Raw genomic sequence first — 25,511 nt, forward strand, 5'->3', positions numbered from 1 at the left:
ATGGAGCCGGCCACCACGGAGCTCCTCAGGCGCTCGGTAGAGCGAGGCCTGCCAATCCACCCCGCGACGACCGATGCTCGACCATCAGCTTCCGGCGTACCTCGATTTTTTCCAGCTGCAGAGCGTCGCTGAACTTGCGCGATCGTCGCTGCAGTCCGGCGCCACCGTGCCCATCCTTCCCTAGAAAGAGACAAGACATGAACCAAGTCATCCGCCCCTTGTTGAAAGGCCTTCTCGTTGCCGGCGCCACGCTCCTCCTGTGCACCGCGCACGCGCAAGACTATCCCTCCAAGCCTGTGTCCCTGGTCGTCGGCTTCGCACCCGGCGGCTCGGCCGACATTCTGGCGCGGCTGGTGGCGCAAAAGCTCGGCGGCCCGCTGGGCCAGACCGTCATTGTCGACAACAGGCCGGGTGCCGGCGCCACGATCGCAACCGCCGTGGTTGCCGCAGCGAAACCCGACGGCTACACATTGCTGATGGTGACCAGCGGCCATGCCGGCAGCAGCGCCCTGTATCCCAAGCTGAGCTATGACACGCAAAAGAGCTTCGACCCTGTGGCGAAGGTGGGCGCCTCGCCGGTCGTCATCGTCGCTCCGGCGTCGACGCCGTACAAGCAAATGAAAGACGTTGTCGATGCTGCGCGCAAGAGTCCCGGCAAGCTCAACTATGCGGCGGGCGGCGGCGGCGCCACCACCACCAGCCTCGCGGCCGAGTTCCTGAAGAGCGAGACGAAGATCGACATGGTCATGGTGCCGTACAAGGGCTCTGGCCCGGCGCTCACAGCACTGCTGTCGGGCGAGGTCGATGTCGGCTTCGACATCCCTTCGAGCGCGCTCCCGCACATCAAGTCGGGCAAGCTGCGGCCCCTGGCGGTGACAACCAGGACGCGATCGAGCGTGCTGCCCGACGTGCCAACGGTTGCCGAGCAGGGCTTGCCCGGTTTCGAAGTCACTGGCTGGTTCGGCATCCTGGCGCCGGCCGGCACGCCGCCGGCGGTGATTGCGCGGCTGAACAAGGAAGTCAACGCCGTACTCAGCGATCCGGACACCAGGCAGAAGCTGGAGAGCCTGGGCGTCGAGCCTGCATCCGGCAGTCCCGCCGAATTTGGCAAGCTGATCGAAAGCGAAACGAAGCGCTACGGTGACGCGATCCGCAAGCTCGGCATCAAGGCAGAGTAAGCCGCGCATGACCGGCGCTGAACATACAGCAGACGTCGTCGTCATCGGCGGCGGGCTGGGCGGGGTGGCCGCGACGCTGGCGGCCGCGCGGCTCGGCGCGTGCGTCGTGCTGGTCGAAGAGCTCGACTGGCTCGGTGGCCAGTTGACGTCTCAGGCCGTGCCGCCGGACGAGCACCCCTGGATCGAATGCCTCACGGCCTCGCAGAGCTACGCCACATTCCGCGAAACGATTCGCGCCTACTACCGGCGCCACATGCCACTCACCGAAGCAGCCCGCGCGCGCGTGCGCCTGAACCCCGGGCAAGGCAACGTCAGTTCGCTGTGCCATGAACCGTGGGTCGCGGTGAAGGCGATCGACGAGCTGCTGGCGCCGCACATCGCCGCCGGCCGTGTGTCGGTGCTGCGCAAGCACCGCACGCTGAAGGTTGAATCCGATGGCGACCGCATCCGCGCGGTGCATGTGCACGACATTGAAGGCGACTTGGCCCGTGTACTGACTGCACCGCACTTCATTGATGCCACCGAGATCGGCGATCTGCTGGAAATGGCCGGCGTGGAGCATGTGTTCGGCGCCGAGGCGCAGTCGCAGACGAACGAGCTGCACGCGCTGCCCGAGACGGACCCATTCGACCAGCAGGCCATCACCTGGTGCCTGGCCGCGGACTACCTGCCGAATGAAGACCACACCATCGACAAACCCGTCGGCTACGAGCGCCTGAAGACCTTGCAGCTCGACTGCTGGCCTGGCCCGCAGCTGAGCTGGACCCTGAGCGACTTCGTGACGCACCAGCCGCGCGAGCGTCCGCTGTTCGTCGGGCCGACCGACGCCGAGTCGCTGTACGACCTGTGGCACGCACGGCGCATCGCCTATCGCCAGCATTTCACGCCGGGCAGCTATGCCAGCGACATCACGCTGGCCAACTGGCCGCAGATGGACTACTGGGAAAAGCCGATCGTCGGCGTCGCGCCCGATGCGCAGGCGATGGCGTTGAAAGAAGCGCGCCAATTCAGCCTGGCCTTCTTCTACTGGATGCAGACCGACGCCCCTCGCCATGACGGCGGCCAGGGCTACAAAGGTCTGCGGCTGCGGGGCGACGTGCTGGGCACCACCGACGGCTTGGCCAAGCAAGCCTACTACCGGGAAGGGCGGCGCATCCAGGCCGAGTTCACGGTTCTGGAACAGCACATCGGCGTTGCGGCACGGCCGGGAAAGGCGGGCGCCGAGCGCTTTGCCGACAGCGTGGGCATCGGCGCCTATCGCATCGACCTGCATCCAAGCACGCGCGGTCGCAACACGGTCGACATCGATTCGTTCCCGTTCCAGATTCCCCTCGGGGCGCTGCTGCCGGTGCGCGTCGAGAATCTGCTGCCAGCCTGCAAGAACCTCGGCACCACGCGCATCACCAATGGCGCCTATCGCGAGCACGCCACGGAATGGAGCATTGGCGAAGCTGCGGGCACGCTGGCTGCGTTCTCTCAGGCGCGCAAGGTATCGCCGCGTACTGTGCGCGCCGACGATGTCCTCCTCGACGACTTCCAGCGCACACTGGAACGGCAAGGCGTGCTGCTTGCATGGCCGAGCTTCGGCGCGCTGACGCCGACCCAAAGAGTGGGCTACCAGCACGCCGCGCGCTGACGCTGTCTTCAGTCGCGGCCGACCTGCTTCAACGAGGCAGCAGCCAGTTCGACCATCCGCTTGCCGAGCATCGAAGGCGCGAAGCCCTCGTGCGTGAGCGCGAAGATGCCCAGCGACGGACTACCGACGATGGGCCGGAAGTCCAGTTCGTCGCTGCGGCAGGCGCGCGCCGTCAGGTCGTCCACGATCGCGACGCCGGCGCCGCAGGCCGCCAGCGCGCAGGCCATCTGCCCGGAGCGCACCTCGACCGATGACGCTGCCTCCACCTTGCTGCTGGCGCACCAGTCGGCAATGATGCGGCCCTGCGGCGTGTCTCGGCTGAACGAGATCAGACGCTCGTTCAGCACGTCGCTGGGACGCAGCAAGCGTTTCGACGACAGCGCATGGCCCCTGGGGAACACGCAGACGAGGCGCCACTGTCCTACCGGTTTCGATGTCAGCAGCGCGTTGTCGGTCGGGATGGTCGAGATCGCGACGTCTGCTTCGCGGCTGGTCAGGCGGCTCAACATCTCGCGGGTCGGCAGCGTCTCGAGGTAGATCCTGGCCGCCGGATATTCGTTCGCCAGCGATGCCACGGCGCGTGGCACGGCGACCAGTGCGGTGCTCGGGCTGGCGAGCACGCGCAGCGACAGTCGCGCACCCGACTTGAGCTCCTCGGCGCGCTCAGTCACCCGCCGGATGCCGCCATACACCTCGGACACTTCTGCGTAGAGGGCCTGCGCTTCCGGTGTCGGCAGCAGCCGGCCCTTCGTGCGCTCGAACAGCCGCAGGCCCAGTTGCAGCTCGATGTGCGCCAGCATCCGGCTGATGCCGGGCTGCGAGACGTGGAGCAAGCGCGCGGCGTCTGTGACGGAGCCGGCCAGCATCACGGCGCGAAACACTTCGATCTGTCTCAAGTTCATGTGGCCTCCGGATAACTCGATGTTATGGGAACGTCCGATCTTGGTATTGGCGGAAGGAGGCGCCGCTTCCTATGATCGATCGAACGGCCCCAGATTTGGAGACAGGCGAATGGACCACCACCTTCCGACAGTGAACCGACGCACGATGCTTTCCACCGTCGCGCTTGCCCTCACGGCCGCGCATGCTGGAAGTGGCTTGGCTGCGCAGGCGTGGCCGAGCAAGACGGTGCGCATCATCGTTCCGTTCGCGCCAGGTGGTGGCGCCGACAGTTCGGCGCGCGTGCTGGCCGAGGTGCTGGCGCCGAAGCTCGGGCAGAGCGTCATCGTGGAGAACCGGCCGGGTGCCGGCAGCGCTATCGGCGTGATGGCCGCTGCGCAGAGCAAGGACGGCCACACGCTCCTCATGGGAAGCAACAGCATGGTGATCAACCCGGTGCTGAATCCCTCGATCACCTACGACGTGGCCCGCGATTTCGACGCGATCGGCATGGTGTCGGCGCAGCCGCTCGTATTGGTCGTGCCTGCGTCGTCGAAGATCACCAGCTTTGCTGATCTGGTCGCCGAAGCGAAGGCACGGCCGGGCACGGTGACCGCCGGCAACAGCGGCAACGGCACGCTGGCGCACTTGACGGCTGAGTTGTTCGCGGTCCAGACGCAAACCGCGATCACCAGTGTTCCCTACAAAGGTGAAAGCGCACTCCTGCCCGACCTGATCGGCGGGCTGGTGTCGTGCGGCTTTCTCAACCTGCCGAGCGTGATCGTGCACATCCGCGCGGGCCGGCTGCGCGCCTTGGCTGTGTCTTCGCCTGCGCCGGTGGCCGAACTCTCGGGCGTGCCGACACTGCGATCGCTGGGCCAGCCCAGCCTCGAGGTGCAAGGCTGGGCCGCGCTGGTCGCGCCGAAAGGCACGATTCCCAAGGAGGGCCTTGCCCGTCTCGAGACCCTGCTGACTCAGGCGTTGGCGACCGATACCGTGAAGACGCGTTTCGCCGCGTTGAGCGTCGAGCCCGTCGTCAGCGGTCGCGATGCCACAGCGCAGTACCTGAAAGCCGAGGGTGCTCGCTGGCAGCAGGTGATCAAGGCGCGCGGCATCAAGGCGGACTCGTGATGAGCGACGAAGCCTTCGGCTATCGCATCGCCTCCACGATGACCGCCGATGTGGTTGTCTGCGGTGGTGGCGTTGCGGGAGCGATGGCGGCGGTCGCGGCCGCACGCGCCGGTGCTTCGGTGGTGCTGGTGGAACGCTACGGCTTTCTCGGCGGCAATGCCACGGCCGGCGCCGTCGCGCAATTCAACAGCTGGCAAACCGCCAACGGCCGCCGGGTGGTCGCGGGTTTGGCCGACGAAGTGGTGACGCGGCTTGGGCGGTACGGCGGCGCCGGCGAGCACGCGACGTTCGTGATGTCGACGGGCCACAAGATGGACCGTGTCGAATACGCGCCCGAAGTGCTCAAGCTGGTACTGGACGATATGGTCCAGGAGGCCGGCGTGCGCCCGCTGCTGCACGCCAGCGTGCTCGACGTCGGCGTGACCGGTCGGCGCATCGACTGCGTGCACGCGCTGACCAAGAGTGGCGTGGTCGAGCTGCGTGCGCAAGTGCTGATCGACGCTTCCGGCGATATTGATGCGCTCAAACGCGCTGGCGCCACCTTCCTCCAACTCGACGAAGGCGAGGCGTTGCAGCCGGCCACGATGATGTTTCGCTTCGGACCGATCGACTTTGCGCGATTCGACGCGCTGCCGAAGGCTGAAGTCGCCACCCTGGCGCGCCGTGGCTACGACGACGGTCGGCTGGCGCGAGCCGCTTTGCATTCCAGCCGTGATCCGTTCAGCAACGACGGCTGGTTCAATATCAGCCGCCTCGGCATCGACGCCACGGACGCGATGGCGCTAGGTGCCGCCGAGATCGAAGGCCGACGGCAGGCTTGGAACGCAGCCCAGTACCTGCGGCAATGCGTCCCGGGTTGCGAGGGAGGCCAGTTGCGTGCGTTCGGCACCCAGGTCGGTGTTCGCGAAACACGGCGCATCGTCGGCGACCACGTCTTGACCAGCGAGGAATTGCTGCGTCCGGAACAGTTTCCCGATGCGATTGCCGCCGGCGCGTATCCGATCGACATCCATCCGGCCGCCGGCGGCGAACTGCGCTACGAAGGCCTCGGTGACGACCACGCGTACCAGATCCCGTACCGCAGCCTGATTCCGGTCGGCTTCGACAACGCGCTGGTGGTCGGGCGCGGCGTCTCGGCGACGCACAGCGCGCACGCGGCGATCCGTGTGATGACCATCTCGATGGCCGTAGGCCAGGCAGCCGGCGTGGCGGCTGCGATGGCGGCGCAGTCGAAGCAGCAAGGGAAGGTCCGTGCCGTGTCGATGCCGGCACTGCGCGAACGACTGCTCAGAGACGGGGCAAAGCTGGCTTGACCGGAAGGGCGCTGTACAAGATTGCGCCCGGGATTGCCTGCGGTGAAGCCATCGCCCGCTCAGGCATTCCCATGGCCAACAGCCAGCTTCCCTCGATCGCTTGCGCCTGTGCGCCGGTCAGCCAGGGCAGCGGCGCTGCGTCGGGCGATCGCTGGGCGAGCAGCAAGTCATGGGTGCGGGATGCGTGTTCATCTGCGCGCAGGCGAGCCGCATCTTCCGCATCGAACGTCCACACGGCCAGGTTGGTTGATGCGAAGAATCCAAGCGCCTCGCGAACATCGCACACCCAACGCGACAGGTTGCACAGATGCGGGCGCATGCGCGCGCTCATCGGTGTAGGCCGGCTCAGCAGAAGGCGATAGGCGTCGCTTTCCAAGACCTGCGCGTCGCGCATGCCATAGATCGTGAGGTAGCGTGGCGCAGCGCTGTTGCACAAGCGTCGATAGCGCCGGCCCCACAGCATGCCTGGGACCGTCAACCGCTCGGGCACGTGCTCGCTTGCATGCCACGCGTTGTACTCGACATCCACGTCGGGCGTGACGTCGTTCCATAGTGCCAACACGGCGCCCGTGCCGGCTATATCGTCATTCATCGCGTGCTTCCGGCTTCAGGAGCACCTTGCTCGCCGCCTTCGCGTGCGCCAGCGCAAACCCCTCGCGGGCTTGCGACAACGGCAAGACATGACTGACCATCGGGCGCATGACAGCATCCATCTCGCCCATCAGTTCGAGGGCCAGAGGCCAATCGGATTCGGGCGGACGAAACGAGCCGCGCATTTGTTGCTGGTTGCGCACCATCGGTGTCAGGTCGAGCAGAAGCGGGCGGGCATGGATGCCGGTGACGACCACGATTCCATTGCGCCGCAACAGCGCCAGGCCTTCCGTGATGGTTTCGGGCACCCCCGTCGCTTCGAATATGACATCAAAGGGCTCGCCGCCCGTGTGCGGCCGGGCGCCTTCGGCCAGCGGCTGAGTTGCCACATCGACCAATGCATCGAAGCCCATCCGGCGCAGTGCGTCGAATCGGGCTGCGTCGTCGAAGCCGCTGACCACTACCTGCGTGGCACCGGCACGGCGTGCCAGCGCAGCGATCCCCTGGCCGATGGTGCCCGGGCCCATCACCAGCACGCGCTTGCCGGCTACGTCTCCTGCGATGCGAAGCGCCTGCATCGATATGGTGAGCGGCTCCGTGAGCGCTGCGAGCTCGTCGCTCAGGCTCGCGGGCACGGGCACGCAGTTGCGCAACGGGACCCGGACCCAGGGCGCGAAGGCGCCATCGCGCGTCATTCCGATGCCGCGGCGCTTCTCGCAGCCATCGTGGTCGCCCGTGGCGCAAGCGGTGCAGACGCCACAAGTCACGGAGGGACGAACGACCACGCGCTGGCCGGCCAAGGGGCCGGTCTGCGCAACCCCGACGAACTCGTGCCCGATCGTGACAGGAATGCTCTGGGTGATGAAGGCATAGCTGGGCGTCCAGTCGTCTACGTGCAGGTCGCTGCCGCAGATGCCGGTGGCCCTGACCTTCACGAGCACATCGCTGGAATCGGTTTCCAGCACGGGAGCCGGTATGTCCACCAGTTCGAGGCCCGCTTCCGGGCGTGTCTTGCGCAAAGCTTGCATGGTGCTTGATTCCGGTGTCAGTCGATGCTGATGCCGACCTTCTTGACGATGGCGCCCCATTTGAGGCTTTCGGCCGCGATGAAGGTCTTGAACTCGTCGGGCGAGCCTCCGCCGAGGATCAAACCCTGCTTTGCGAAGGCGTCGCGCACGTCCTTGTCCTTCATCACCTCATTGACGTCGGCATTGATGCGGCGCACCAGTTCCGGCGGCGTGCCAGCGGCGCTGAACAGGCCGTTCCACGCCAAGGCTTCGAAGCCGGGATAGCCCGCCTCGGCGACCGTCGGCAGGTCCTTCATGGTCTCGGTGCGCTGGAGGCTGGTGGCTGCCAGCAGGCGAATGCGGCCGCCCTGGATCAGCGGCAGCAGCGCAGGAGCCACGGTGAACAGAGCTTGTGTCTCTTCGGACGCTACCGAAATACCGGCCGGTGGCGAGCCGGCGAACGGCACATGCGTGGCTTCGAAACCCGCCGCACTCTTGAACAGCTCCATGGTCAGGTGCGAAGAACTGCCGGCGCCGACCGAGGCGTAGTTGATCTTCCCGCCCTGCTTCTTTGCCCAGGCGACGAATTCGGGCAAGGTCCTGGCGGGGTTGCTGGCCGCAACCGCCAGCACGTTGGGTTGCGACGAGGTGAGCACGATCGGCAGCAGCTCCTTGGCAGGGTCGTAAGCCATCTTCTTGTACATGTGCGGCCCGAATGCGATCGGACCGTTGAAGCCAACGCCCAGGATGTAGCCGTCGGCCGGAGCCTTGGCAACGGCGGTCATGCCCAGCATGCCGCCTGCACCAGCCTTGTTGTCGACCACGACCGGCTGCTTCCAGCGCTCGCGCAGCTTGTCGCCCAGCGTGCGGGCGATGAAGTCGAGCGAGCTGCCGGCTGGCGCCGGCACGACCAGCTTGACCGGCTTGGTGGGCCAGCTCTGGGCCGACGCGGCCAGGCCAAATGCGCAACCCGCGAGCAGGGCGAGAGCTTTCTTCATGTGTGTCTCCGTTCAGTGGGCGACGCTCTTGCGCCTGGAATGGACGAATTCTGGTCGCTGGCGTTCGATACGCCAAACACCGATACGCTATGGATTTGATATCTCCTGGATATGGAGTTTTCATGACCATGGAACTGAGGCACCTGCGCTACTTCGTGGCCGTGGCCGAAACAGGCAACCTGAGCCGGGCCGCGGAAAAGTTGTTCATCGCACAGCCACCGCTGTCGGTGCAGATCCGGCAGCTCGAAGAAGAAATGGGCACTGCGCTCTTTGTGCGCCACCCCAAAGGCGTACGCCTGACGACAGCAGGCGAGTCCTTGCTGCCGGAAGCGCGGTATCTGCTCGACCGTGCGGCGCGCATGAAGGAGTCTGTGACGGGAAGCGCCAGCAGCGGCCACTTGGCTCTCGGCTTCGTGCCCTCGGCCAGCAGCACGGTGCTGCCGAAGCTCGTCCGGCATCTCAAGAAGGAGCATCCGGCGCTGCATATCGAACTGCGCGAGATGATCAGCAGCGAGCAGGCGGAGGCGGTGGCCGCGGGTCATCTCGATGCCGGGATCGCACGCAGCAAGCCGCACCATCCGCGGCTGACGGTCGCGGCGCAGATGGCCGATCCCTTTTGCCTTGCGCTGACGCCGCAGCAAGCACGCCGTGCCGGCAACCCGGTCGAACTGCGCAGCTTCGCGGACCACGATTTCGTCGCCTTCACCCGGCACCGAGGACCAGCGTACTTCGACCAGTCGATCTACCTCTGCGCAAAGGCCGGCTTCAGCCCGCGCATCCGCTACGAAGCGAGCACGGTGCACGGCGTGCTCGATCTGGTCGGTGCCGGGCTCGGCGTGGCATTGGTGCCGTCTTCGTGCGCGTTGCTTGGAGTGGCGGGCACGAGGTTTTGCAGCCTGCGGGGACCGGCCGCCAGCGAGGTGCTTGTTTTGCTGAGGCGAAAGGCGGATCCGAATCCTCTGTTGCCTACGTTGGCAGATGCAGTGCGCGCGAACTTTGCTGACCTTCAACGCCGCATGGCAGAAATGCTGGGCTGTTGAAATGGCCGAGCAGACCGACGCTTGAGGCTGCTTGTCGCCCGGACGCGCCCACGCTGCTTCTGGCTGTCCGTGTAGTAGATCCGAGGCCTTTGCCTCATCTGCAACACTCCTTCTGCCTACGCAGTTTTTAGTGTGTTGCATCGACCGGCTGAATCCGCAGCCGCGTCCCGTCACTGGATGAATCAAGCAAACGCTGCCTCGCTTCCGGCAAGAAGCGCAGACCTCACTCCTCGGCCTGCAACGACGGTGCGACATGGCGGAGCTGCGGAACGAACCCCCCGTCGAACAGGAAGAGGCTCCCCCCCATTGAGATGAGTCCTATCTCCTTGGCGCAGGTAGAGTCGTCTCACTCCAACTGCAATCGCACGTCCGCACCTCGTCCGCTCTCGATCCACTCATGACCTCGATTTTGACGGTGGCAACGAAAAAGCCCCGGCCGTTTCCGGTCAGGGCAAGAGGTCGTTGGTCGACCTTGGAGAAGGGTTCCCACTGAGAGATTTCATCATGGGCGCTTTGGCGGCGCCGTTCAACGACCCCGCGCACTGGAAGCTACGCGGCAGCCCTCCGGATCGGAACTACTGCACAGTTCGGCCGAAAATTTGACGATCCGCTGCACAAGCAAGCTCAGATATGACAAACCCGCCTCGGTGGGCGGGTTCTGGAACTGGCGCCGGGACTTGCACCCGGCCGTTTATCAGCGCGCAGCTACGGAAGCTTGGCCAGGATCGCGTCCATTTCGTTGCTCGAAAACGCGCGAAGCGATTGAAGGCGCACGTTGCCCTGCATGGCCGTGGCGAGACTGAACGCCGCCAACGCCTGCTCGTCCTCTGCCTCAATTATGGAAACAAGGTCGTACTCTCCCATGGTCCATACAAGTTCCCGCATGGTGACGCCGGACTTCTTCGCGGCCTCTTTGGCGGCGGCGGCTCGTTTGGTCGTGTCCTTGATCGATTGCAGACCCTTATCGGTGAAGCTCATCAAGCCAACGTAGGTGACCATGTCATCTCCTTCAGGTTTGACATAGGCGGCCGATGCCATCTGGCTCGAACCGACGCAGGCCCTTGATGGCGCGAGCCTCCTCGGTCTACATACTGCTGGACCTCGCATTCGTCGCGCCCGGCGTTCGAGCTGGCAGCGACTACGCTGACGCGTTGACCGCATCCTTCAATGCTTTGCCCGCCGTGAATTTCGGCGCCTTGCTCGCCTTGATCGTCATCGGCTCGCCGGTCGATGGATTGCGGCCGGTGCGCTCGGCACGGCTCGCGACGGTGAAATTGCCAAACCCGATGAGCTGCACGGCTTCTCCACGTGCCAGAGCCCGCGTCAGGTTTTCAAGTGCCGAGTCGAGTACGCGCCCAGCATCGGCCTTGCTGAGGCTTGTGTCCGCGGCGATCGCGGCGATGAGTTCGGTCTTGTTCAAACTGAGGTTCCTTTTGAAAACGTGATGAGCAGGATAGCTTCATCGGAGCTCGACCCACACGAGCTCACGCGTATCCTGAAGGCAGGCAGTGACGGCGTGCCCAAGCTGCTCAGTTGGCGGGGAGGCCCTCCGTGAGAACTGTTGCCTTACGTTCCGCAAGAGGGTCTTCGGGTCCTACACAGAACTTGAATTGCGAATGGGGTTGCTCGTTCGATGAGCACTGCAATGAAAGCCAAGCAGAATGCGGCTCCGACGAGATGCTCAGTGGGTTATCCACAGAGTCATGCACCGATCAAGGGGAAAACAAGGCCTTGACATTCGTGTTTTGGTGCAGTGCACAATGCCCTTTCCTCATTGGTAGAAGCACTTTTGTATGCGCTGGGCCAGTGCAGTGCAGCACGCCATGCTGGTGCGACGCCTGCCATCTTTTCCACAGCAAGATGCGAGCGGCAACTCACCTGCCGCGAGCCGTATGGACAAGAAATCGCAAAGCTGGTGATGGTTCGGTGCTGACCCCGAGCGGGCGGGCGAGGTCCGCATCATTCAGGAGCCGCGCAGCGCTTAGCGTTGTGCACTGACCTCTGGTCCGGCAACAATCGGCCAACAGCCATCACCTGCCAGAAGAAGCCGACGTTCTGTGCACCGCCACGATTGAACCACCGTAGAGTCCAGGCGTCGGATAGTGACCCGCGAAGAATGCTCATCCATGTCACCGGCGCGTCTGGGTCGGGTACGTCCACACTGGGGAAAGCTCTGGCCGGCGAGCTTGGAGGTGCCTTTCTGGATGCTGACGACTTCTTCTGGGCTCCCTCCGATCCGCCATTTCAAGCCCGGCGCCCGGTCGAGGAGCGGCGCTCTTTACTCCTAACCGAGTTCAGCCGCAGCGATATCGCTGTGCGCTCGGGCTCGGTCACCGCGTGGGGTGTCGAGATAGAGGATGTCTTCGACTTCGTCGTCTTTCTCTACGTCGATACCGCGCTTCGCTTGGAGCGCCTTCGCGAGCGCGAGCTTCAGCGCTTCGGAAAGGCGAATCCGACATTCCTTGAGTGGGCAGCACAGTACGATGAAGGGCCGTCAGAAGGACGAAGCCTCGCGAAGCAGCGGGCTTGGCTGTCTGCTCGTCGCTGTCCGGTGCTCAATCTTGAGGGCGACCTCTCCACGCAAGAGCGGCTTGCGCGCATCAGGGCGTGGATGGGAGACCATAGGCTGCAATGCGAGCGACCGTAGCGGGCTTGCCAGTTCTCCGGCCGCAGTGCGACGGAAGAATACGGCCGGGACCGGACCTCCGGGGCGGACCGCCCAAAGCAGGTTCTTCGGAATCTTCGGAGAGCATGCAGTTGGAAGTCCGTCGAACGGTCTGATTCGAAAGTGCGTAGCTGCCGCCGCCGATGAAACTTCTTCCCTTCTGGCTGCGCTCGTCGGCGCCCGGCAATTACCTCCCCGCCAGCTCCGCCAGCCGTCTGCCGGCTTCCTCCGACCTCAGGGACGCTTCGTAAGCAGTCCGGCCTGACACCTCGTCCCATTCGCCCGCGCAAATGGCGTTGATGTGGTGCTTCATCGAGCGGACCGCCTGCGCATCGCAGCGCGCGATGTGGTCCTGGTAGATGTCGACGCGCGACTGAAGCTCACTACGCTCCACCAACTCCGTCAGGAACCCGGTTCGAAGCAGCTCCTCGCTCTCCATGGTCATCCCGGTGAGGAAGATCTTCTTGGCCGCTGAGCAGCCAAGCCGCGCGGCGAAGCGTCGCAGCCCGCCAGGGTAGTAGTGCAATCCGAACCTCGCGGCGGGCATGAACAGCCTGCAACCGCGAACACCGATGCGGAAGTCGCACGCGAGCGCCAGGTCGGTGCCCCCGCCATAGGCGCTGCCGTTGAGCGCACACAGCGTAGGAATCTCCAGTGACTCCAGCGCATCGAGCATGTCCTCGAAGGATCGATCCAGGCGCGCGCCGATCTGCCCGAGCGTGTATCCCGAACAGAACGTCTTCTCGCCTTCGCCGGTGAGAACAAGCAGCCGCACGGAGGGATTGGCCCGGATTTCATCGAGATGGCGCAGGAGGACCGCAGGGTCGTCCGGATCGATGCGGTTGTGCTGCGCGGGACGGCGCAGCGTGATGGTCGCCACCGAGTCCACGATCTCCAGCGTGGGTGCCGAGCCGATGTTCATGCGCTCGCTCCCTGCGCATGCTGCACGACGACGCCTTTGCGAGCGAGCGCTTCCAGGTCACGTTGCGCATATCCGTGTTCGCGAAGCACCTCGAACGTATGTTCCCCCAGGACGGGCGGTGCGCGGCGGATCGATCCGCCCAGGCGGCCGTCGAACGTGACCGGGCTGCCCACCTGCCGGATCGCGCCGAGCTGCGTGTGCTGCATCTCCTCCACGAGCCGCGAATGGATCACCTGCTCATCACCGAAGACGTCGGCCAGGTTGTTGATGGGCCCGGCCGGGATGTCCGCCGCGAGGAGCCGCTCGCTCCATTCGCGGCGGCTGCGCTCCTTCAACTTCGCCTCGATGATGGCCTTGAGTTCGACGCGGCGCTCCATCCGCGCGGCGTTGGTTGCGTAGCGAGGATCGTCGACCAGTTGCTGCAGTTCGAGCACGTCGCAAAGCCGCTTCCACATCTCCGCTGTCGCCGGCGCGATGTTCAAGGGGCCGTCGCCTGTTTCGAAGACACCATACGGGGCGATGACTGGGTGCGTGTTCCCGGCGAGCGCCGGCACCTCGCCGAGGCTCAGGTAGCGCTGCGCCTGGACGCTCATCAGCCCGACCAGGCCGGCAAGCAGCGAAGTTTCCACGCGCCGGCCGCGACCGGTCGTGTGCCGTTCCGCGATGGCGGCGAGCACGCCGATCGCGCACCACATGCCGGCGGTCTGGTCGCCAATGGCCACCCCGACCCGCACCGGACCGGACTCGGCGCTGCCGGTGACGCTCATCAGGCCTGAATAGCCCTGGGCGATCTGGTCGAAGCCCGGACGGCCGCTGGCCGGTCCCGTGCGGCCGAAGCCGGTCACGCTCGCGTAGATCAGGCGCGGATTCGCGGCCGCCAGCGTTTCGTAGGCGAGGCCCATCGCTTCCATGGCGCCAGCCCGGAAGTTCTCCACGACGACATCGCAGCTTCCCGCCAGCTCTCGCAACAGGTCCAGCGCCGCAGGGTCGCGGAAGTTGACGGCGATGCCGCGCTTGTTGCGGTTTCCGCTCAGGTAGTACGCACTGGTGCCGCGGTCGAATGGCCCCCACTCGCGGATCATGTCGCCGCCGGCTGGCTCGACCTTGATCACATCGGCGCCGAGGTCGCCAAGGATCATCGTGCAGAAAGGCCCGGCCAGCGCGCGGGTGAGATCCAGGACGCGCACGCCGGACAGGGGCAGGGAAATTGGGTCGGTCACGTTTTCTCCACTTGTCACATCGCGGAAGCCAGTCTATATTGCATACAACCGTAATGCAACCGTTGTGCAATTAAGGAGCCCCATGCGCAAACCCAACATCCTCTTCATCATGGCGGACCAACTGTCGGCGCCCGCCCTGCCCTTCCACGGCAACCATGTCGTGAAGGCGCCGCACCTGCAGGCGCTCGCCAAGCGGTCTGCCGTCTTCGACAACGCCTATTGCAATTTCCCGCTCTGCGCGCCGGCGCGCTTCTCGCTCCTCGCGGGCCAGTTCGCGACGCGTATCGGCGCCTTCGACAACGCCTGCGAATTCCAGGCGGACACGCCGACGCTGCCTTACTACCTGGCCCAGCAGGGCTACAAGACCATCCTCAGCGGCAAGATGCACTTCGTGGGGCCCGACCAGAAGCACGGCTTCGATGAGCGGCTCACCACCGACATCTATCCCGCGGACTTCGGCTGGGCGGCCGACTGGGCCGAGGGCGAGTTCAGCTTCTACTCGCCGGGCCACAACCTGAGCACGGTGGACGAAGCCGGACCGTGCTTTCGCAGCCTGCAACTCGACTACGACGAGGAAGTGGAGGCCAAGTCGATCCAGCGCCTGTACGACCTCGCACGCGATGACGAGCAGCCCTTCTTCATGTGCGTCTCGTTCACGCATCCCCACCCGCCGTACCACGTCCCGCCGGAATACCTCGATCGGTACAAGCCGGAAGAGATCAACCTGCCCAATGTCGGCGACATGCCGATGCACGAGCGCGACAAGCTGAGCCAGTGGGTGCAGTATTCCCACGGGCTCGACAAGGAAGGAGCGACCGACGAGCAAGTCAGGCGCGCGCGGCACGCCTACTACGCGATGGTCAGCTACATCGACGACAAGGTCGGGCGCCTGCTGGAAACGCTGAAGCGCGCGGGCTTCGAGGACAACACGATCGTGGTGTTCACCTCGGACCATGGGGACATGCTGGGCGAACGCGGCATGTGGTTCAAGCGCGTGTTCTTCGACTGGTCGGCCAAGGTGCCCCTGCTCGTATTCGATCCCCGGGCACGCAAGCCGCGCCGGATCGCGGACCCGGTCTCGCACGTGGACCTGCTCCCGACGCTTGTGCAGTACGCCACCGAGGGGACCTCTGCGACCTGGGTCGAACCGATCGACGGCCACAGCCTGCTGCCGTTGATCGCCACGGGCGATCGCAGCGGCGACGCGGAAGCCTTCGTCGAATACACGGCCGAAGGGGTGACCGGTCCCTGCTGCATGCTGCGGCGCGGCAAGTACAAGTACGTCTATACGCACGGCCATCCCGACCTGCTGTTCGACATGGAGGCCGATCCGAACGAACTCGTCGACATCGCGCAGCAGCAGCCGCAGGTCCTCGCCGAACTCAAGGAGCGCGTGCTCTCCCATTGGGATCCCGAGGCGATCACGCGGCAGGTGCTCGCCAGCCAGGCGAGGCGCAAGTTCATCAACTCGCTGCCCGACGCGAAGCAGCCGGTCTGGGACTACCAGGCCAGCACCGACGACACGCGCCGCTTCGTGCGCCGCGGCAGCGCCCGGGTGATCAAGGTCAAGAAGCGTTGGCCGCCGCTGGCCGGCACGACGAACTGAAAGGAGACGCAGCATGGCCCCACACAACTTGACGGCGGATACGGATCCGCACCGGCTCGCTCGCGCCATCAGTGGCTACAACCTGATCGGCGGAGAACTGGTCGGCGCACGATCGGGGCGCACGTTCCCGGTCATCAACCCCGCCACCGGACGCGAGATCGGCCACGCCGCCCATAGTGACGCGAGCGACGTCGAGCAGGCCGTGGCCGCCGCGGCCCGGGCCCAGCCTGCGTGGGCTGCCATGGCCGCGCGCAAACGCGGCACCCTCCTGGCCGAGTGCTCTCGCCTGCTCGCCGAGCACGTGGAGGAACTGGGGCGTCTGGTCGCGCTGGAAACCGGCAAGGCCTTGCGCACCGAGAGCCGCGTGGAGGCTTCGGTCGTCGCCGACGCGCTGCAGTTCTACGGCGGCCTCGGCTCGGAGCTCAAGGGCGAGACCGTCCCGTTCAGCCCTGACATGCTGACCTTCACCCAGCGCGAGCCGATCGGTGTGGTGGGCGTGATCATCCCGTGGAACGCACCCATGATGCTGATGGCGCTGAAGATCGCGCCGGCGCTGGTGGCGGGCAACACGGTCGTCGTGAAATCTGCCGAGGAGGCCCCGCTGGCGGTCCTGCGGGTGTGCCAGATCCTCAACCAGAACCTTCCTCCGGGTGTCCTGAACATCGTCTCCGGCTTTGGCCCCGATTGCGGCGCGCCCCTGGTCGCGCATCCGGAGGTCGGGAAGGTGACCTTCACCGGCTCCGTCGAGACCGGCCGCATCGTCGCGCGCACCGCCGGAGAGAAGCTGATTCCCGTCACCCTCGAACTGGGCGGCAAGAGCCCGATGATCGTGATGGACGACGCGGACCTCCCCAAGGCAGTCGCTGGAGCGGTCAGCGGCATGCGCTTCACCCGCCAGGGGCAGAGCTGCACCGCGGCCAGCCGCATCCTCGTGCACGAGAAGATCCACGACGAGTTCGTCGCCATGCTCAAGGCGCGCGTCGATGCGATGAAGATGGGCGACCCGCTGGATGAGGCGACGGACATCGGCACGATGATCTCGCGCTCCCAGCTCGACAAGGTCCTGGGGTACATCGAAAGCGGCCGCTCGGAAGCCGGGGCCAAGGCTCATGAATGTGTCCAACTGCCCGCCGACGACGCACTTCGAGGGGGCCTGTTCGTGAGGCCGGTCATCTTCACCGGGCTCGACAACGCCTCCCGCCTCGCACGCGAGGAGATCTTCGGGCCGGTGACCTGCGTGATCCGCTTCTCCAGCTACGAAGAGGCCGTGACCCTGGCGAACGACAGCGACTACGGCCTGGCAGCGACCATCTGGACCCGGGACCTGAAAACGGCCATGGATGCCACCCGGCGGTTGCAAGCCGGGTTCGTGCAGGTGAACCAGAACATCGTCGTCCAGCCTGGTCTGTCCTACGGCGGCGTCAAGCAATCCGGCCTGGGACGCGAGGCTTCGCTGGAAGCCATGCTGGACCACTTCACCCACAAGAAGACCGTGCTCATCAACATGACCTGAGCCTGGTCCTGGTTTTCGAAAAAGGAGACAAGTATGGCTGCAATCGGATTCATCGGGCTGGGCAACATGGGCTTTCCCATGGCATGCCGCTTGAAGGAAGCAGGGCACGAGGTGCGCTGCTTCGACGTGAACGCGGGCTCCATGGAGCGGGCGCACGACGCGGGGCTGCAGCGGCGCGCATCGGTCGAGGAAGCGGTCGCCGGCGCCGAAGTCGTGATCACGATGCTGCCCAGCGGGCGCCACGTGCTGGAAGTGCTCGATGGCAAGGCGCTGCCGTTCGTACCTGGCGCACTCGTCATCGACTGCTCGACGATCGATGTCGAGTCCTGCGCTGCCTTCCACGCCACCCTGGGCGAGAAAGGCCTCGTCACCCTCGACGCTCCGGTCTCCGGTGGCGTCGGCGGCGCTGCTGCGGGGACGCTCACCTTCATGGTGGGCGGCACGGAGACCGCCTTCGCGCGCGCCCTCGAGCTCCTGCGTGTGATGGGCAAGAACATCATCCACGCCGGTGCGGCTGGCGCAGGACAGGCCGCGAAGATCTGCAACAACATGCTGGCGGGCATTTCCATGCTCGCGGTGTCCGAGGCACTGCACCTGGCCAAGCGCCTGGGCCTCGATCCGAAGAAGTTCTTCGAGATCGCTTCGACCTCGTCGGGACAATGCTGGGCGCTCACGAGCTATGCACCCGAGCCCGGCCTGGTGCCGGCTGCGCCTGCCAATCGCGGCTACGAGGGTGGCTTCGCATCCGAACTGATGCTGAAGGACTTGCGACTCGCCGAGCAGGCCGCGGTCGCGAGTCACTCCCCTGCCCTTCTCGGCGCGGCGGCCGCCTCTGTCTATGCGATGCATTGCGCCGCAGGGAAGGGGCGACTCGACTTTTCTTCCATCATCCAGATGCTCGGCGCTGCACAGCCCGCGCGCAACTGAGCGAACCGGACAAGGAGACGAGCATGACAAACAGCCGCCGCATCTTCAACAGCGGGATCATCGCGCTGCTGCTCACCGGCACGACCGCTTTCGCGCAAAAGGACACCGGCAAGCTGATCGTCGGCTATCCGCCAGGCCAGTCCGTCGATGTCGTCGCCCGCGTCCTCGCCGAGCGCCTGGGACCGACGATCGGCCGGACCCTGATCGTGGAAAACATGCCCGGCCTTTCCGGCAGTGTCGCTCTCGCGGCCGTCTCGCGCATGCCCGCCGATGGAAGCGTCATGACGCTGTCGGCATCCGCGGCCATCGCCGGAAATCCATTCCTGTACAAGAACGTGCAGTACGACAGCCTGAAGGACTTCGAACCGATCGGGCTGATCTATGACGCTCCGCTCGTGCTGATGGTGAACAGCACCTTGCCGATCCAGTCGCTGAAGGACCTGATCGCGCACGCGAAGGCGAACCCGGGCAAGGTGAATTACTCATCGCCGGGCAACGGCTCCGTATCGCACCTCGCCATGTCGGAGCTCATGCGACGCACCGGCATCGAGATGACGCACGTGCCCTATCAGGGCGCGGCCAAGTCGCTCACCGACCTGGCCGCAGGCCAGGTGCAGGTCTCGTTCGACGCCTACGCCGCGGCCCAACCCTTCCTGGCGGGCGGGAGGGTGCGCGCGATCGCCGTGAGTTCGAGCGAGCGCATTTCGGTGCTGCCTTCGATTCCGACGGTGGCGGAGAGCGGCCTGTCCGATTTCGATCTGGTGCCGTGGGTCGGGTTGCTCGCGCCCGCCGGTACGCCCAAGGCCGTCGTCGACAAGGTCAGCGAAGAGCTCGCGAAGATCGTGCGCTCGCCGGACTTCTCGCAGCGGATCATCGGCCTGGGAGCGCGGCCCCGATTCAAATCGGCTGCGGAGTTCAAGAGCTTCGTGCGGGTCGAAGTCGATCGCTGGGCCACCGTCATCAAGGGCTCCGGGGCCAGGCTGGAGTGAGGCGATGATCGCACTCGGCTGCGCCGCCCTCGCGGGCGAAACCCGGCACCGTCGTGTGCTGGAGAACGGCTTCAGCTTCCATCGAAGCGAGTGGATGCAAAGCGATCGCGGCCCGGGGCTGTCTCCGACCGTCTTCCTCGTGGAGCAACCGCCGAATGCCGTGCTGGCGCCGCACTTCCACACCCAGAACCAGTTCCAGGTGGTCAAGGAGGGCAGCGGCACCCTGGGTGCGCACGCCGTGGGCCCCGGGTCGGTTCACTATGCCGGCGCGTTCACGGGCTACGGGCCGCTGGTGGCAGGCCCTGCCGGCCTGAGCTATTTCACGATTCGTGCGGTGTACGAAACGGGCGCGAATTTCCTCCCGGCCGCACGGGACAGGCTGCCGCGCGGACCGAAACGGAATGCTCATGGGCCGGTGCACGAGCCCTTGGCGTTGGAAGCGCTTCGCGGCCTGGCATCGGCGCGCCGGGTCCCGTTGATCGCGCCGCAGGACGGCCTCGAGGCCTATGCGCTGCAGCTCCCGCCTTGGTCGCCACTCGAGCCGATCGAAGCGCGCGGCTCGGGCCAGTTCCAGCTCGTCCTTGCCGGAGCGCTCGAAACCCCGCAGCGGTGGCTGCAGGCATGGGAAAGCCGCTTTCTTTCACCTGGTGAAGATGCAGGTGGCTGCGCCGCCGGGGCAAGCGGCGTTCACCTGCTCGTGCTGCAGATGCCGGCCATCGCGCCCGAATATTCGGGTGGCTGAAGTGCCCGCCATCTCTTGTATAACGATTGCATGACATCAGAGAAGTCCAACGCATTGCGCAAGCGCGGTCCGCAGCCGCTATCGGCCGAGCAGGTCTGCGAGCGGATCCGCGCCGCGATCCTGAGCGGGGAGCTCAAGCCGGGGTCGAAGCTCACGGAACAGGATCTCGCGGCCGATCTCGAAGTGAGCCGCACGCCGGTCCGGGAAGCGATCCGGCAGCTGGAAGTGGAGCGCCTGGTCAGCCGCACGCCCTTCGTGGGCGTCACGGTGACCCAGCTCAGCCCGGAAGAAGTGATCGAGCTGCTGGACATCCGTGAAGTCCTCGAAGGATTGGTGGCCCGGCTTGCAACGGAAAACATGGACAGCTTCCACCTGCAACGATTGAAGAAATCACTGCAGCAGCTGGCCGCGAGCGCCAGGAAGAGCGACGTCGGCGCGTACCTCGATCAGGCGCTGGCGTTCCGGCGTGCGCTCGTGGAATGCTGCGGCAGTGCCACCTTGTCGGAGCATGTCATGGCGATCGAAAACCGCCTGCGTCTGACGGGCAGCCGCACCGCGCTGTTGCCGGGGCGCATGGAAGCTGCCATCGAGGAGCATGAGAAGTTGCTGGACGCGATCGTGCGCGGCGACGCCAAAGGTGCCGAACGACTCAACCGGGAGCGCATCCGGCACATCCGCGACGCGGTGGCGAAGTCGATTTCCTTCTCCATCCTGTAGCGCCCCGGCGCCGGCGTCGCGCGCCCTTGCTCAAGTCCGGTAGGAGGCCCCGCGCTCGCGCTCCAGCTTGCGCAGCAGTCCCGGCCACTCCAGCTTGCCGACTTCCATGAAGCCGCCGGGCCCCAGCATCTTGCGGCCTTGGGCGCGGGTGTGCCGGATGGTGGCGTCGGACAGCTCGTGGAGTGGCACTCCGCCGGCTTGTCCATCGATCTGGTACTGGCATGCCGTCTCCAGGCGCAGCATCCAGCAGAAGGCCTCTGCTACGCTACGGCCCACCGTCAGGGCGCCGTGGTTGCGCAGGACCAGCACACGGCCTTCGGGGCCGAGGTCACGCACGAGGCGCTCGCGCTCGTCTTCGTCGAGCGCCGTGCCCTCGTAGTCGTGGTAGCCGAGAAAGTCCAGCATGACGCAGGCCTTCTGGCTCAGGGGCCGCAGACCCATGGCCTGCATCGCGATCGCGTTGTTCGCACGGGTGTGGCTGTGCATGACGCACACCAACTCCGTCTGCGCCATGTGGACGGCGCTGTGGATGATGAACCCGGCGGGGTTGAGCAGTGACGGGTCCCCCTGCACCACGCGGCCGTCGAGGTCGACCTTGATCAGGGCCGATGCCGTCATCTCGTCGAACAGGGTGCCCAGCGGATTGACGAGAAAGTGATGTTCGGGCCCCGGCAGCATCACGGAGATGTGGGTCGAGGCCAGGTCCGACATGCCATGGAGATCCGTCAGCTGGTAGCAGGCGGCGAGGTCGCAGCGCAACTGCCACTCGGCGGCATCCATGCCTTCAGGCTTGGCATGCGAAGAAAGTTGCGCGATATCGTTGTTCATTTCGTTGTCTCCTTGCTGTGGGTGGGTTCGGTGCCGAGCGATCGGGACATCGCGATCCAGCGGGCGAGATCCGCCTGCACGAAAGCCTGTGTCTCGGCCGGCGGTGCGGGCTGGATGACCAGCCCCAGGTCTCCGAGGCTGGCCCGGACATCGGGAGCCGCGAGCGCCTCCGACAGGGCACGGGCCAGCGTGGCCACGACCTCCGGCGGCATCCTAGCTGGCCCCATCAGGGCGAACCAATTGGAGATGGCCAGGTCGGGCATGCCCTGTTCGACGACCGTCGGCACGTCCGGCAGCGACGGGACCCGGGTGCTCGAAGTGACGGCGATCGCCTTGATCTTGCCCGATCGAACCTGCTGGACGACCAGGGGCACGGTCATCGCGGTGACACCGATCTCGCCCCGCACCAGGTCCGTCATGACCTCCGGCTGGCCTCGATAGGCCACGTGCGTGAGTTCGATCTTCTGCTGGCTCTTGAGCAACTCCATCGTGAAGAAGGGCGTCGTGCCCCCGCCGGCAGAGCCGTAGTTGACCTGGCCCGGCCGCGCCTTGGCGAACTCGACCAGATCAGGCAGTGAGCGGACCGGCAATCCGTTGCTCACGATGATCGCCTGGGGGATCGTGCCGATCATCCCGATCGCGCTGAACGCGGTTTGCGGCTGCCAGGAGGGGGTCGCCGAGCCGGGCGGCGCCATGGTCGTCGGGCCGCTGGCCACGACCAGCGTGTACCCATCGGGCGCCGCACGCGCCACGGCCGAATAGCCGATGCTGCCGGCGGCACCCGCGCGGTTGTCGACGATGAAGCTCTGCTTGAAGCGCTCGGAGAGATGCTGCGCGAGCCGGCGTGCGATGACATCCACGATACCGCCGGCGGGGAACGCCGAGACGATCGTCACCGGACGCTCCGGATAGCCCGCGGCAGCCGCTGGTCCCAGCGGCATCACGCATGCTGCAAGGAACAGGGCCAGAGTGCGTACGCCTGCACGGCGGCGCGTGCATGCGGAAGTCTTGCTGATCGCTCTGCGCATCGTGATCTCCTTCGGTTGAAGGGCGCCCGTGACGCCATCACTCCTCGCTGCGGAATCCCGAGGTTTGCACCACGGGACGCCAGAAGTCGCGCTCCGCGCTCAGCGTGCGTTTCACCGCGGCGCCAGGCAGGCCCGTCGCCTCCAGACCTGCGCGCGCCATCGCGCTGCGGACCTGCGGTTGCTGCATCGCGGCCACGAAGGCCCGCTCCAGGCGCTGCACGACCTCCGCAGGCGTGCCTGCAGGAACGAAGGCGCTGTAGGAGGCGTTCGCGTGGTCGAAGGCATCGATGCCGGCCTCGCGCGCGGTCGGGACATCGGGCAGGGATGCGTTGCGGCGCGTGCCGGAGACCGCCAGGATGCGCACCTTGCCGGCGCGATGGAGTTCCAGCTGGCTGGCCAGGGCGTCCGCGCTCAAGGGAACGTGCCCGCCGATCAGGTCCGCCACGAGCGGTGCGCCACCCTTGTACGCCACGGGCGTCAGCGGAACACCCACGGTCTTGGCCATGCCGAGGACGGCGAAATGAAGCGTCCCGCCGAGGTTGGTGAGCCCCACGCTCGCCTGTGACGGGTTGGCGCGCACCCAGCTCACGTAGTCCTGCAAGGTCTTGTAGGGCCGGTCCGCACCGGCGGAGATCACCGTGGGAACTTCGACGAGATGGGCCACGGGGACGAAGTCGCGATCGACGTCATAGGCAAGCTGCCTGTAGGTCATCGGGAAGATGACCATCGGGGCGTTGGAAGACAGCAGCACGGTCCTGCCATCGGGCGGGGCGCGCTTCACATACTCGATGGAGATCCGCGTGGCGGCGCCGGGCCTGTTGTCCACGATGACCTGTGGCTCGCCGCCGAGGCGCAGCTGCTCGGCGAGCGCCCGTGCCAGCGTGTCGAGCGCGCCTCCGGGCGGAAATCCGACGACGAGACGCAGCGGATGGGCGCCTCCGACCGATGCCCGCGCAGGCGCTTGCGCCTGCGCAGGGCCGGCTGCAACGGCAGCGATCGCCGCGATCCACGCGGCGGAAAGGAAAATCCGAATCACGTTCATCACCACACCTCCTCGTTCGGCCAGCGGGACACAATATTCCTGGCAGCCTCGAATACCGCCGCAGCGGCAAGAAGATCCGACTCCCGGCGCAGGCGCCCTACCAACTGCAGGCCGATCGGTAGTCCGTCGCTGCCGAAGCCGCAGGGCAGCGTGATGGCGGGGTGGCCGGTCAGGTTGAACGGCATGGTCCACGGGAACCAGTTGGACCGCACCTCGTCGAAGAGCCGTCCATCGATCTCGAGCTTGCCGAACAGGTCCTGGTCGATCGGAACGGCGGTCCGTGCCAGCGTGGGAACCACGATGAAGTCGTTGTCACGCAGCAAGTCCTGCACATGCCGGAAGAGGCGAGTGCGAGCGAAGTTCGCCTTCTGGTAGTCGACGGCGGTGTAGTCCTTCGCGAGCGCGAGCTGCTGAAGGAGGGAGGGGGTCAGCTGATCCGGCTGCTCCTCGGCCATCTTCCCGAACCGTGCTTTCCAGACCGTGTGATTGATGGTGCGCCAAAGTGGCTCGACGTCGAAGTCTGTCGACGGCCCCATCTCGGCCAACTCCGCGCCCAACTCCGCCAGGAGCTGCAGTGCGGATCCAAAGCAGGAAGCAACGTCGGACGCCATGGGCCTGCCGGGCGGCATTCCCGCGAACAGGATGCGCTTGCCCCGCAAGTCAGCCACGGAGCGCATGTCCTTGAGATAGTCTTCCGCCCGGGCGCCGGCAGACCAGGGGTCGCAGGGATGCTCGCCCGCCATGGCCTGCAGCATGAGGGCGGTGTCGGCGACCGTACGCGAGATCGGTGTGACGTAGGTGAGATTGCCGATGGCGTCCTCCGCCTGCGAATGCGGGACCAGCCCGATCGACTGCTTCAGGCCGACGACTCCGTTGCAGGCTGCCGGAATCCGGGTGGAGCCTCCGCCGTCCGTTGCGATCCCGATCGGGGCAAGTCCAGTCGCCACCGCCACCGCTGCGCCGCCGCTCGATCCGCCGCTCGTGCGCTCGGGGTGCCATGCGTTGCGCGTGCGTCCGAACAAGGGTGCATCGGTCAGGCATTTGGCGCCAAACTCCGACGTGGTCGTCTTTCCGACGAGGATGGCACCGTGCTGCCGCAGCCGGGAGATGGCTGCCGCGTCCTCGGTCGGGACGTTGTCGGCGAACAGCAGCGAACCGAAGGTGGTCTTCACGCCCTTCGTATTGACCAGGTCCTTGCAGGCGTACGGAATGCCGTGGAGCAGTCCGGTGGGCTCGCCCCGCATGACTGCCTGCTCCGCAGCCTTCGCATCGCGCATGGCTTCGTCGGGGCACAACGTGATGAAGCAGTTGAGCTTCGGCTGCAGCCGTGTCGCGCGATCCAGCACGGCCCGGGTCGCTTCGACGGGAGAGACTTCACGGTGCGCGATCGCTTCGCGCAGGCGTACTGCTGTCCAAAAGCAAAACTCTTCGGCCATCCAACCTTCCTCTGTCAGACACCGGCACATCCAGCCGGCATGCGCCGAAGGGTGCCATCCGGCTGCCGCACGGTCCAATACTCGTTCACAATCCGCTCATATC

General features: G+C 65.8%; 23 protein-coding genes and 1 pseudogene. 12 read left to right on the forward strand and 12 right to left on the reverse strand.

What is annotated here, in order from left to right; all coding sequences use genetic code 11:
* Nucleotides 1-197 precede the first annotated feature (197 nt).
* The gene (locus ACSQ9I_RS36655) at nt 198-1,178 is read left to right on the forward strand and encodes a Bug family tripartite tricarboxylate transporter substrate binding protein (protein ID WP_436316852.1); all 981 of its coding nucleotides are present in this window, start codon (nt 198-200) and stop codon (nt 1,176-1,178) included.
* Between the two features lie 7 nt (nt 1,179-1,185).
* Entirely contained in the window at nt 1,186-2,814 is a 1,629-nt protein-coding gene (locus ACSQ9I_RS36660; RefSeq protein WP_436316854.1) for an FAD-dependent oxidoreductase, read from the forward strand.
* An 8-nt stretch (nt 2,815-2,822) separates the two neighbouring features.
* Here ACSQ9I_RS36660 and ACSQ9I_RS36665 read toward each other — a convergent pair whose 3' ends face one another.
* Entirely contained in the window at nt 2,823-3,716 is an 894-nt protein-coding gene (locus tag ACSQ9I_RS36665) for a LysR family transcriptional regulator (RefSeq protein WP_436316855.1), read from the reverse strand.
* 109 nt (nt 3,717-3,825) lie between these two features.
* Here ACSQ9I_RS36665 and ACSQ9I_RS36670 point away from each other — a divergent pair, with 109 nt between their 5' ends.
* On the forward strand, nt 3,826-4,824 hold the full coding sequence (locus tag ACSQ9I_RS36670) for a Bug family tripartite tricarboxylate transporter substrate binding protein (RefSeq protein ID WP_436316856.1): 999 nt from the start codon (nt 3,826-3,828) through the stop codon (nt 4,822-4,824).
* Nucleotides 4,824-6,137: an FAD-dependent oxidoreductase gene (locus ACSQ9I_RS36675; RefSeq protein ID WP_436316857.1), complete on the forward strand. Its 1,314-nt coding sequence runs from the start codon at nt 4,824-4,826 to the stop codon at nt 6,135-6,137. Before ACSQ9I_RS36670 ends, ACSQ9I_RS36675 begins: the two co-directional genes overlap by 1 nt.
* Here the strand turns inward: ACSQ9I_RS36675 and ACSQ9I_RS36680 are convergent.
* Genes ACSQ9I_RS36680 through ACSQ9I_RS36690 form a run of 3 tightly spaced genes read right to left on the reverse strand, consistent with a single transcriptional unit; the run spans nt 6,112 to nt 8,733 of the window.
* Entirely contained in the window at nt 6,112-6,699 is a 588-nt protein-coding gene (locus tag ACSQ9I_RS36680) for a hypothetical protein (protein ID WP_436316858.1), read from the reverse strand. The genes ACSQ9I_RS36675 and ACSQ9I_RS36680 overlap by 26 nt on opposite strands.
* 22 nt (nt 6,700-6,721) lie before the next feature.
* Entirely contained in the window at nt 6,722-7,756 is a 1,035-nt protein-coding gene (locus tag ACSQ9I_RS36685; RefSeq protein WP_436316859.1) for a zinc-dependent alcohol dehydrogenase, read from the reverse strand.
* 17 nt (nt 7,757-7,773) lie between these two features.
* Nucleotides 7,774-8,733, reverse strand: coding sequence for a Bug family tripartite tricarboxylate transporter substrate binding protein (locus ACSQ9I_RS36690; RefSeq protein ID WP_436316861.1), 960 nt, complete (start codon nt 8,731-8,733; stop codon nt 7,774-7,776).
* A gap of 128 nt (nt 8,734-8,861) precedes the next feature.
* On the opposite strand from ACSQ9I_RS36690, the gene ACSQ9I_RS36695 reads away from it, so the two are divergent.
* The gene (locus ACSQ9I_RS36695; RefSeq protein ID WP_436317118.1) at nt 8,862-9,773 is read left to right on the forward strand and encodes a LysR family transcriptional regulator; all 912 of its coding nucleotides are present in this window, start codon (nt 8,862-8,864) and stop codon (nt 9,771-9,773) included.
* A gap of 705 nt (nt 9,774-10,478) precedes the next feature.
* Here ACSQ9I_RS36695 and ACSQ9I_RS36700 read toward each other — a convergent pair.
* Together ACSQ9I_RS36700 and ACSQ9I_RS36705 are read right to left on the reverse strand one after the other, a co-directional pair.
* Nucleotides 10,479-10,772: a GYD domain-containing protein gene (locus tag ACSQ9I_RS36700; RefSeq protein ID WP_436316862.1), complete on the reverse strand. Its 294-nt coding sequence runs from the start codon at nt 10,770-10,772 to the stop codon at nt 10,479-10,481.
* 139 nt (nt 10,773-10,911) lie between these two features.
* Nucleotides 10,912-11,193, reverse strand: coding sequence for an HU family DNA-binding protein (locus tag ACSQ9I_RS36705; RefSeq protein WP_436316863.1), 282 nt, complete (start codon nt 11,191-11,193; stop codon nt 10,912-10,914).
* Nucleotides 11,194-11,889: 696 nt separating this feature from the next.
* Here ACSQ9I_RS36705 and ACSQ9I_RS36710 point away from each other — a divergent pair.
* A complete protein-coding gene (locus ACSQ9I_RS36710; protein ID WP_436316864.1) occupies nt 11,890-12,420 on the forward strand; it encodes a hypothetical protein in 531 nt (176 codons plus the stop codon).
* A gap of 205 nt (nt 12,421-12,625) precedes the next feature.
* Here ACSQ9I_RS36710 and ACSQ9I_RS36715 read toward each other — a convergent pair whose 3' ends face one another.
* A complete protein-coding gene (locus ACSQ9I_RS36715) occupies nt 12,626-13,360 on the reverse strand; it encodes an enoyl-CoA hydratase/isomerase family protein (protein ID WP_093110635.1) in 735 nt (244 codons plus the stop codon).
* Nucleotides 13,357-14,580, reverse strand: a complete 1,224-nt coding sequence (locus ACSQ9I_RS36720) for a CaiB/BaiF CoA transferase family protein (protein WP_436316865.1) — start codon at nt 14,578-14,580, stop codon at nt 13,357-13,359. Before ACSQ9I_RS36720 ends, ACSQ9I_RS36715 begins: the two co-directional genes overlap by 4 nt.
* Before the next feature lie 82 nt (nt 14,581-14,662).
* Here ACSQ9I_RS36720 and betC point away from each other — a divergent pair, with 82 nt between their 5' ends.
* From betC to ACSQ9I_RS36750, 6 genes and pseudogenes are all read left to right on the forward strand, one after another.
* Nucleotides 14,663-16,186 (forward strand): choline-sulfatase, encoded by a 1,524-nt coding sequence (gene betC, locus ACSQ9I_RS36725; protein ID WP_436307510.1) that lies wholly within the window; start codon nt 14,663-14,665, stop codon nt 16,184-16,186.
* 13 nt (nt 16,187-16,199) lie between these two features.
* A complete protein-coding gene (locus ACSQ9I_RS36730) occupies nt 16,200-17,699 on the forward strand; it encodes an aldehyde dehydrogenase family protein (protein ID WP_436316866.1) in 1,500 nt (499 codons plus the stop codon).
* Between the two features lie 21 nt (nt 17,700-17,720).
* A pseudogene (mmsB, locus tag ACSQ9I_RS36735) lies at nt 17,721-18,626 on the forward strand (3-hydroxyisobutyrate dehydrogenase); the annotation flags it as partial.
* A 23-nt stretch (nt 18,627-18,649) separates the two neighbouring features.
* A complete protein-coding gene (locus tag ACSQ9I_RS36740; protein ID WP_436316867.1) occupies nt 18,650-19,615 on the forward strand; it encodes a Bug family tripartite tricarboxylate transporter substrate binding protein in 966 nt (321 codons plus the stop codon).
* Nucleotides 19,616-19,619: 4 nt separating this feature from the next.
* A complete protein-coding gene (locus ACSQ9I_RS36745) occupies nt 19,620-20,357 on the forward strand; it encodes a hypothetical protein (RefSeq protein ID WP_436316869.1) in 738 nt (245 codons plus the stop codon).
* Between the two features lie 54 nt (nt 20,358-20,411).
* On the forward strand, nt 20,412-21,074 hold the full coding sequence (locus ACSQ9I_RS36750) for a GntR family transcriptional regulator (RefSeq protein WP_436316870.1): 663 nt from the start codon (nt 20,412-20,414) through the stop codon (nt 21,072-21,074).
* A 30-nt stretch (nt 21,075-21,104) separates the two neighbouring features.
* Here the strand turns inward: ACSQ9I_RS36750 and ACSQ9I_RS36755 are convergent, their stop codons facing one another.
* Genes ACSQ9I_RS36755 through ACSQ9I_RS36770 form a run of 4 tightly spaced genes read right to left on the reverse strand, consistent with a single transcriptional unit; the run spans nt 21,105 to nt 25,408 of the window.
* Nucleotides 21,105-21,902, reverse strand: a complete 798-nt coding sequence (locus ACSQ9I_RS36755) for a class II aldolase/adducin family protein (RefSeq protein WP_436293046.1) — start codon at nt 21,900-21,902, stop codon at nt 21,105-21,107.
* Nucleotides 21,899-22,930, reverse strand: a complete 1,032-nt coding sequence (locus ACSQ9I_RS36760; RefSeq protein WP_436316871.1) for a Bug family tripartite tricarboxylate transporter substrate binding protein — start codon at nt 22,928-22,930, stop codon at nt 21,899-21,901. The genes ACSQ9I_RS36755 and ACSQ9I_RS36760 overlap by 4 nt, the downstream gene beginning before the upstream one ends.
* A gap of 37 nt (nt 22,931-22,967) precedes the next feature.
* Nucleotides 22,968-23,972: a tripartite tricarboxylate transporter substrate-binding protein gene (locus tag ACSQ9I_RS36765; protein ID WP_436316872.1), complete on the reverse strand. Its 1,005-nt coding sequence runs from the start codon at nt 23,970-23,972 to the stop codon at nt 22,968-22,970.
* Nucleotides 23,972-25,408 carry an amidase gene (locus tag ACSQ9I_RS36770; protein WP_436316874.1) on the reverse strand — a complete coding sequence of 479 codons (1,437 nt, stop codon included), beginning with the start codon at nt 25,406-25,408 and terminating at the stop codon, nt 23,972-23,974. The genes ACSQ9I_RS36765 and ACSQ9I_RS36770 overlap by 1 nt, the downstream gene beginning before the upstream one ends.
* Between the last annotated feature and the right edge of the window lie 103 nt (nt 25,409-25,511).

Origin of the sequence: Variovorax sp. LjRoot84 (assembly GCF_964254305.1) — a bacterium.
Lineage (GTDB): Bacteria > Pseudomonadota > Gammaproteobacteria > Burkholderiales > Burkholderiaceae_C > Variovorax.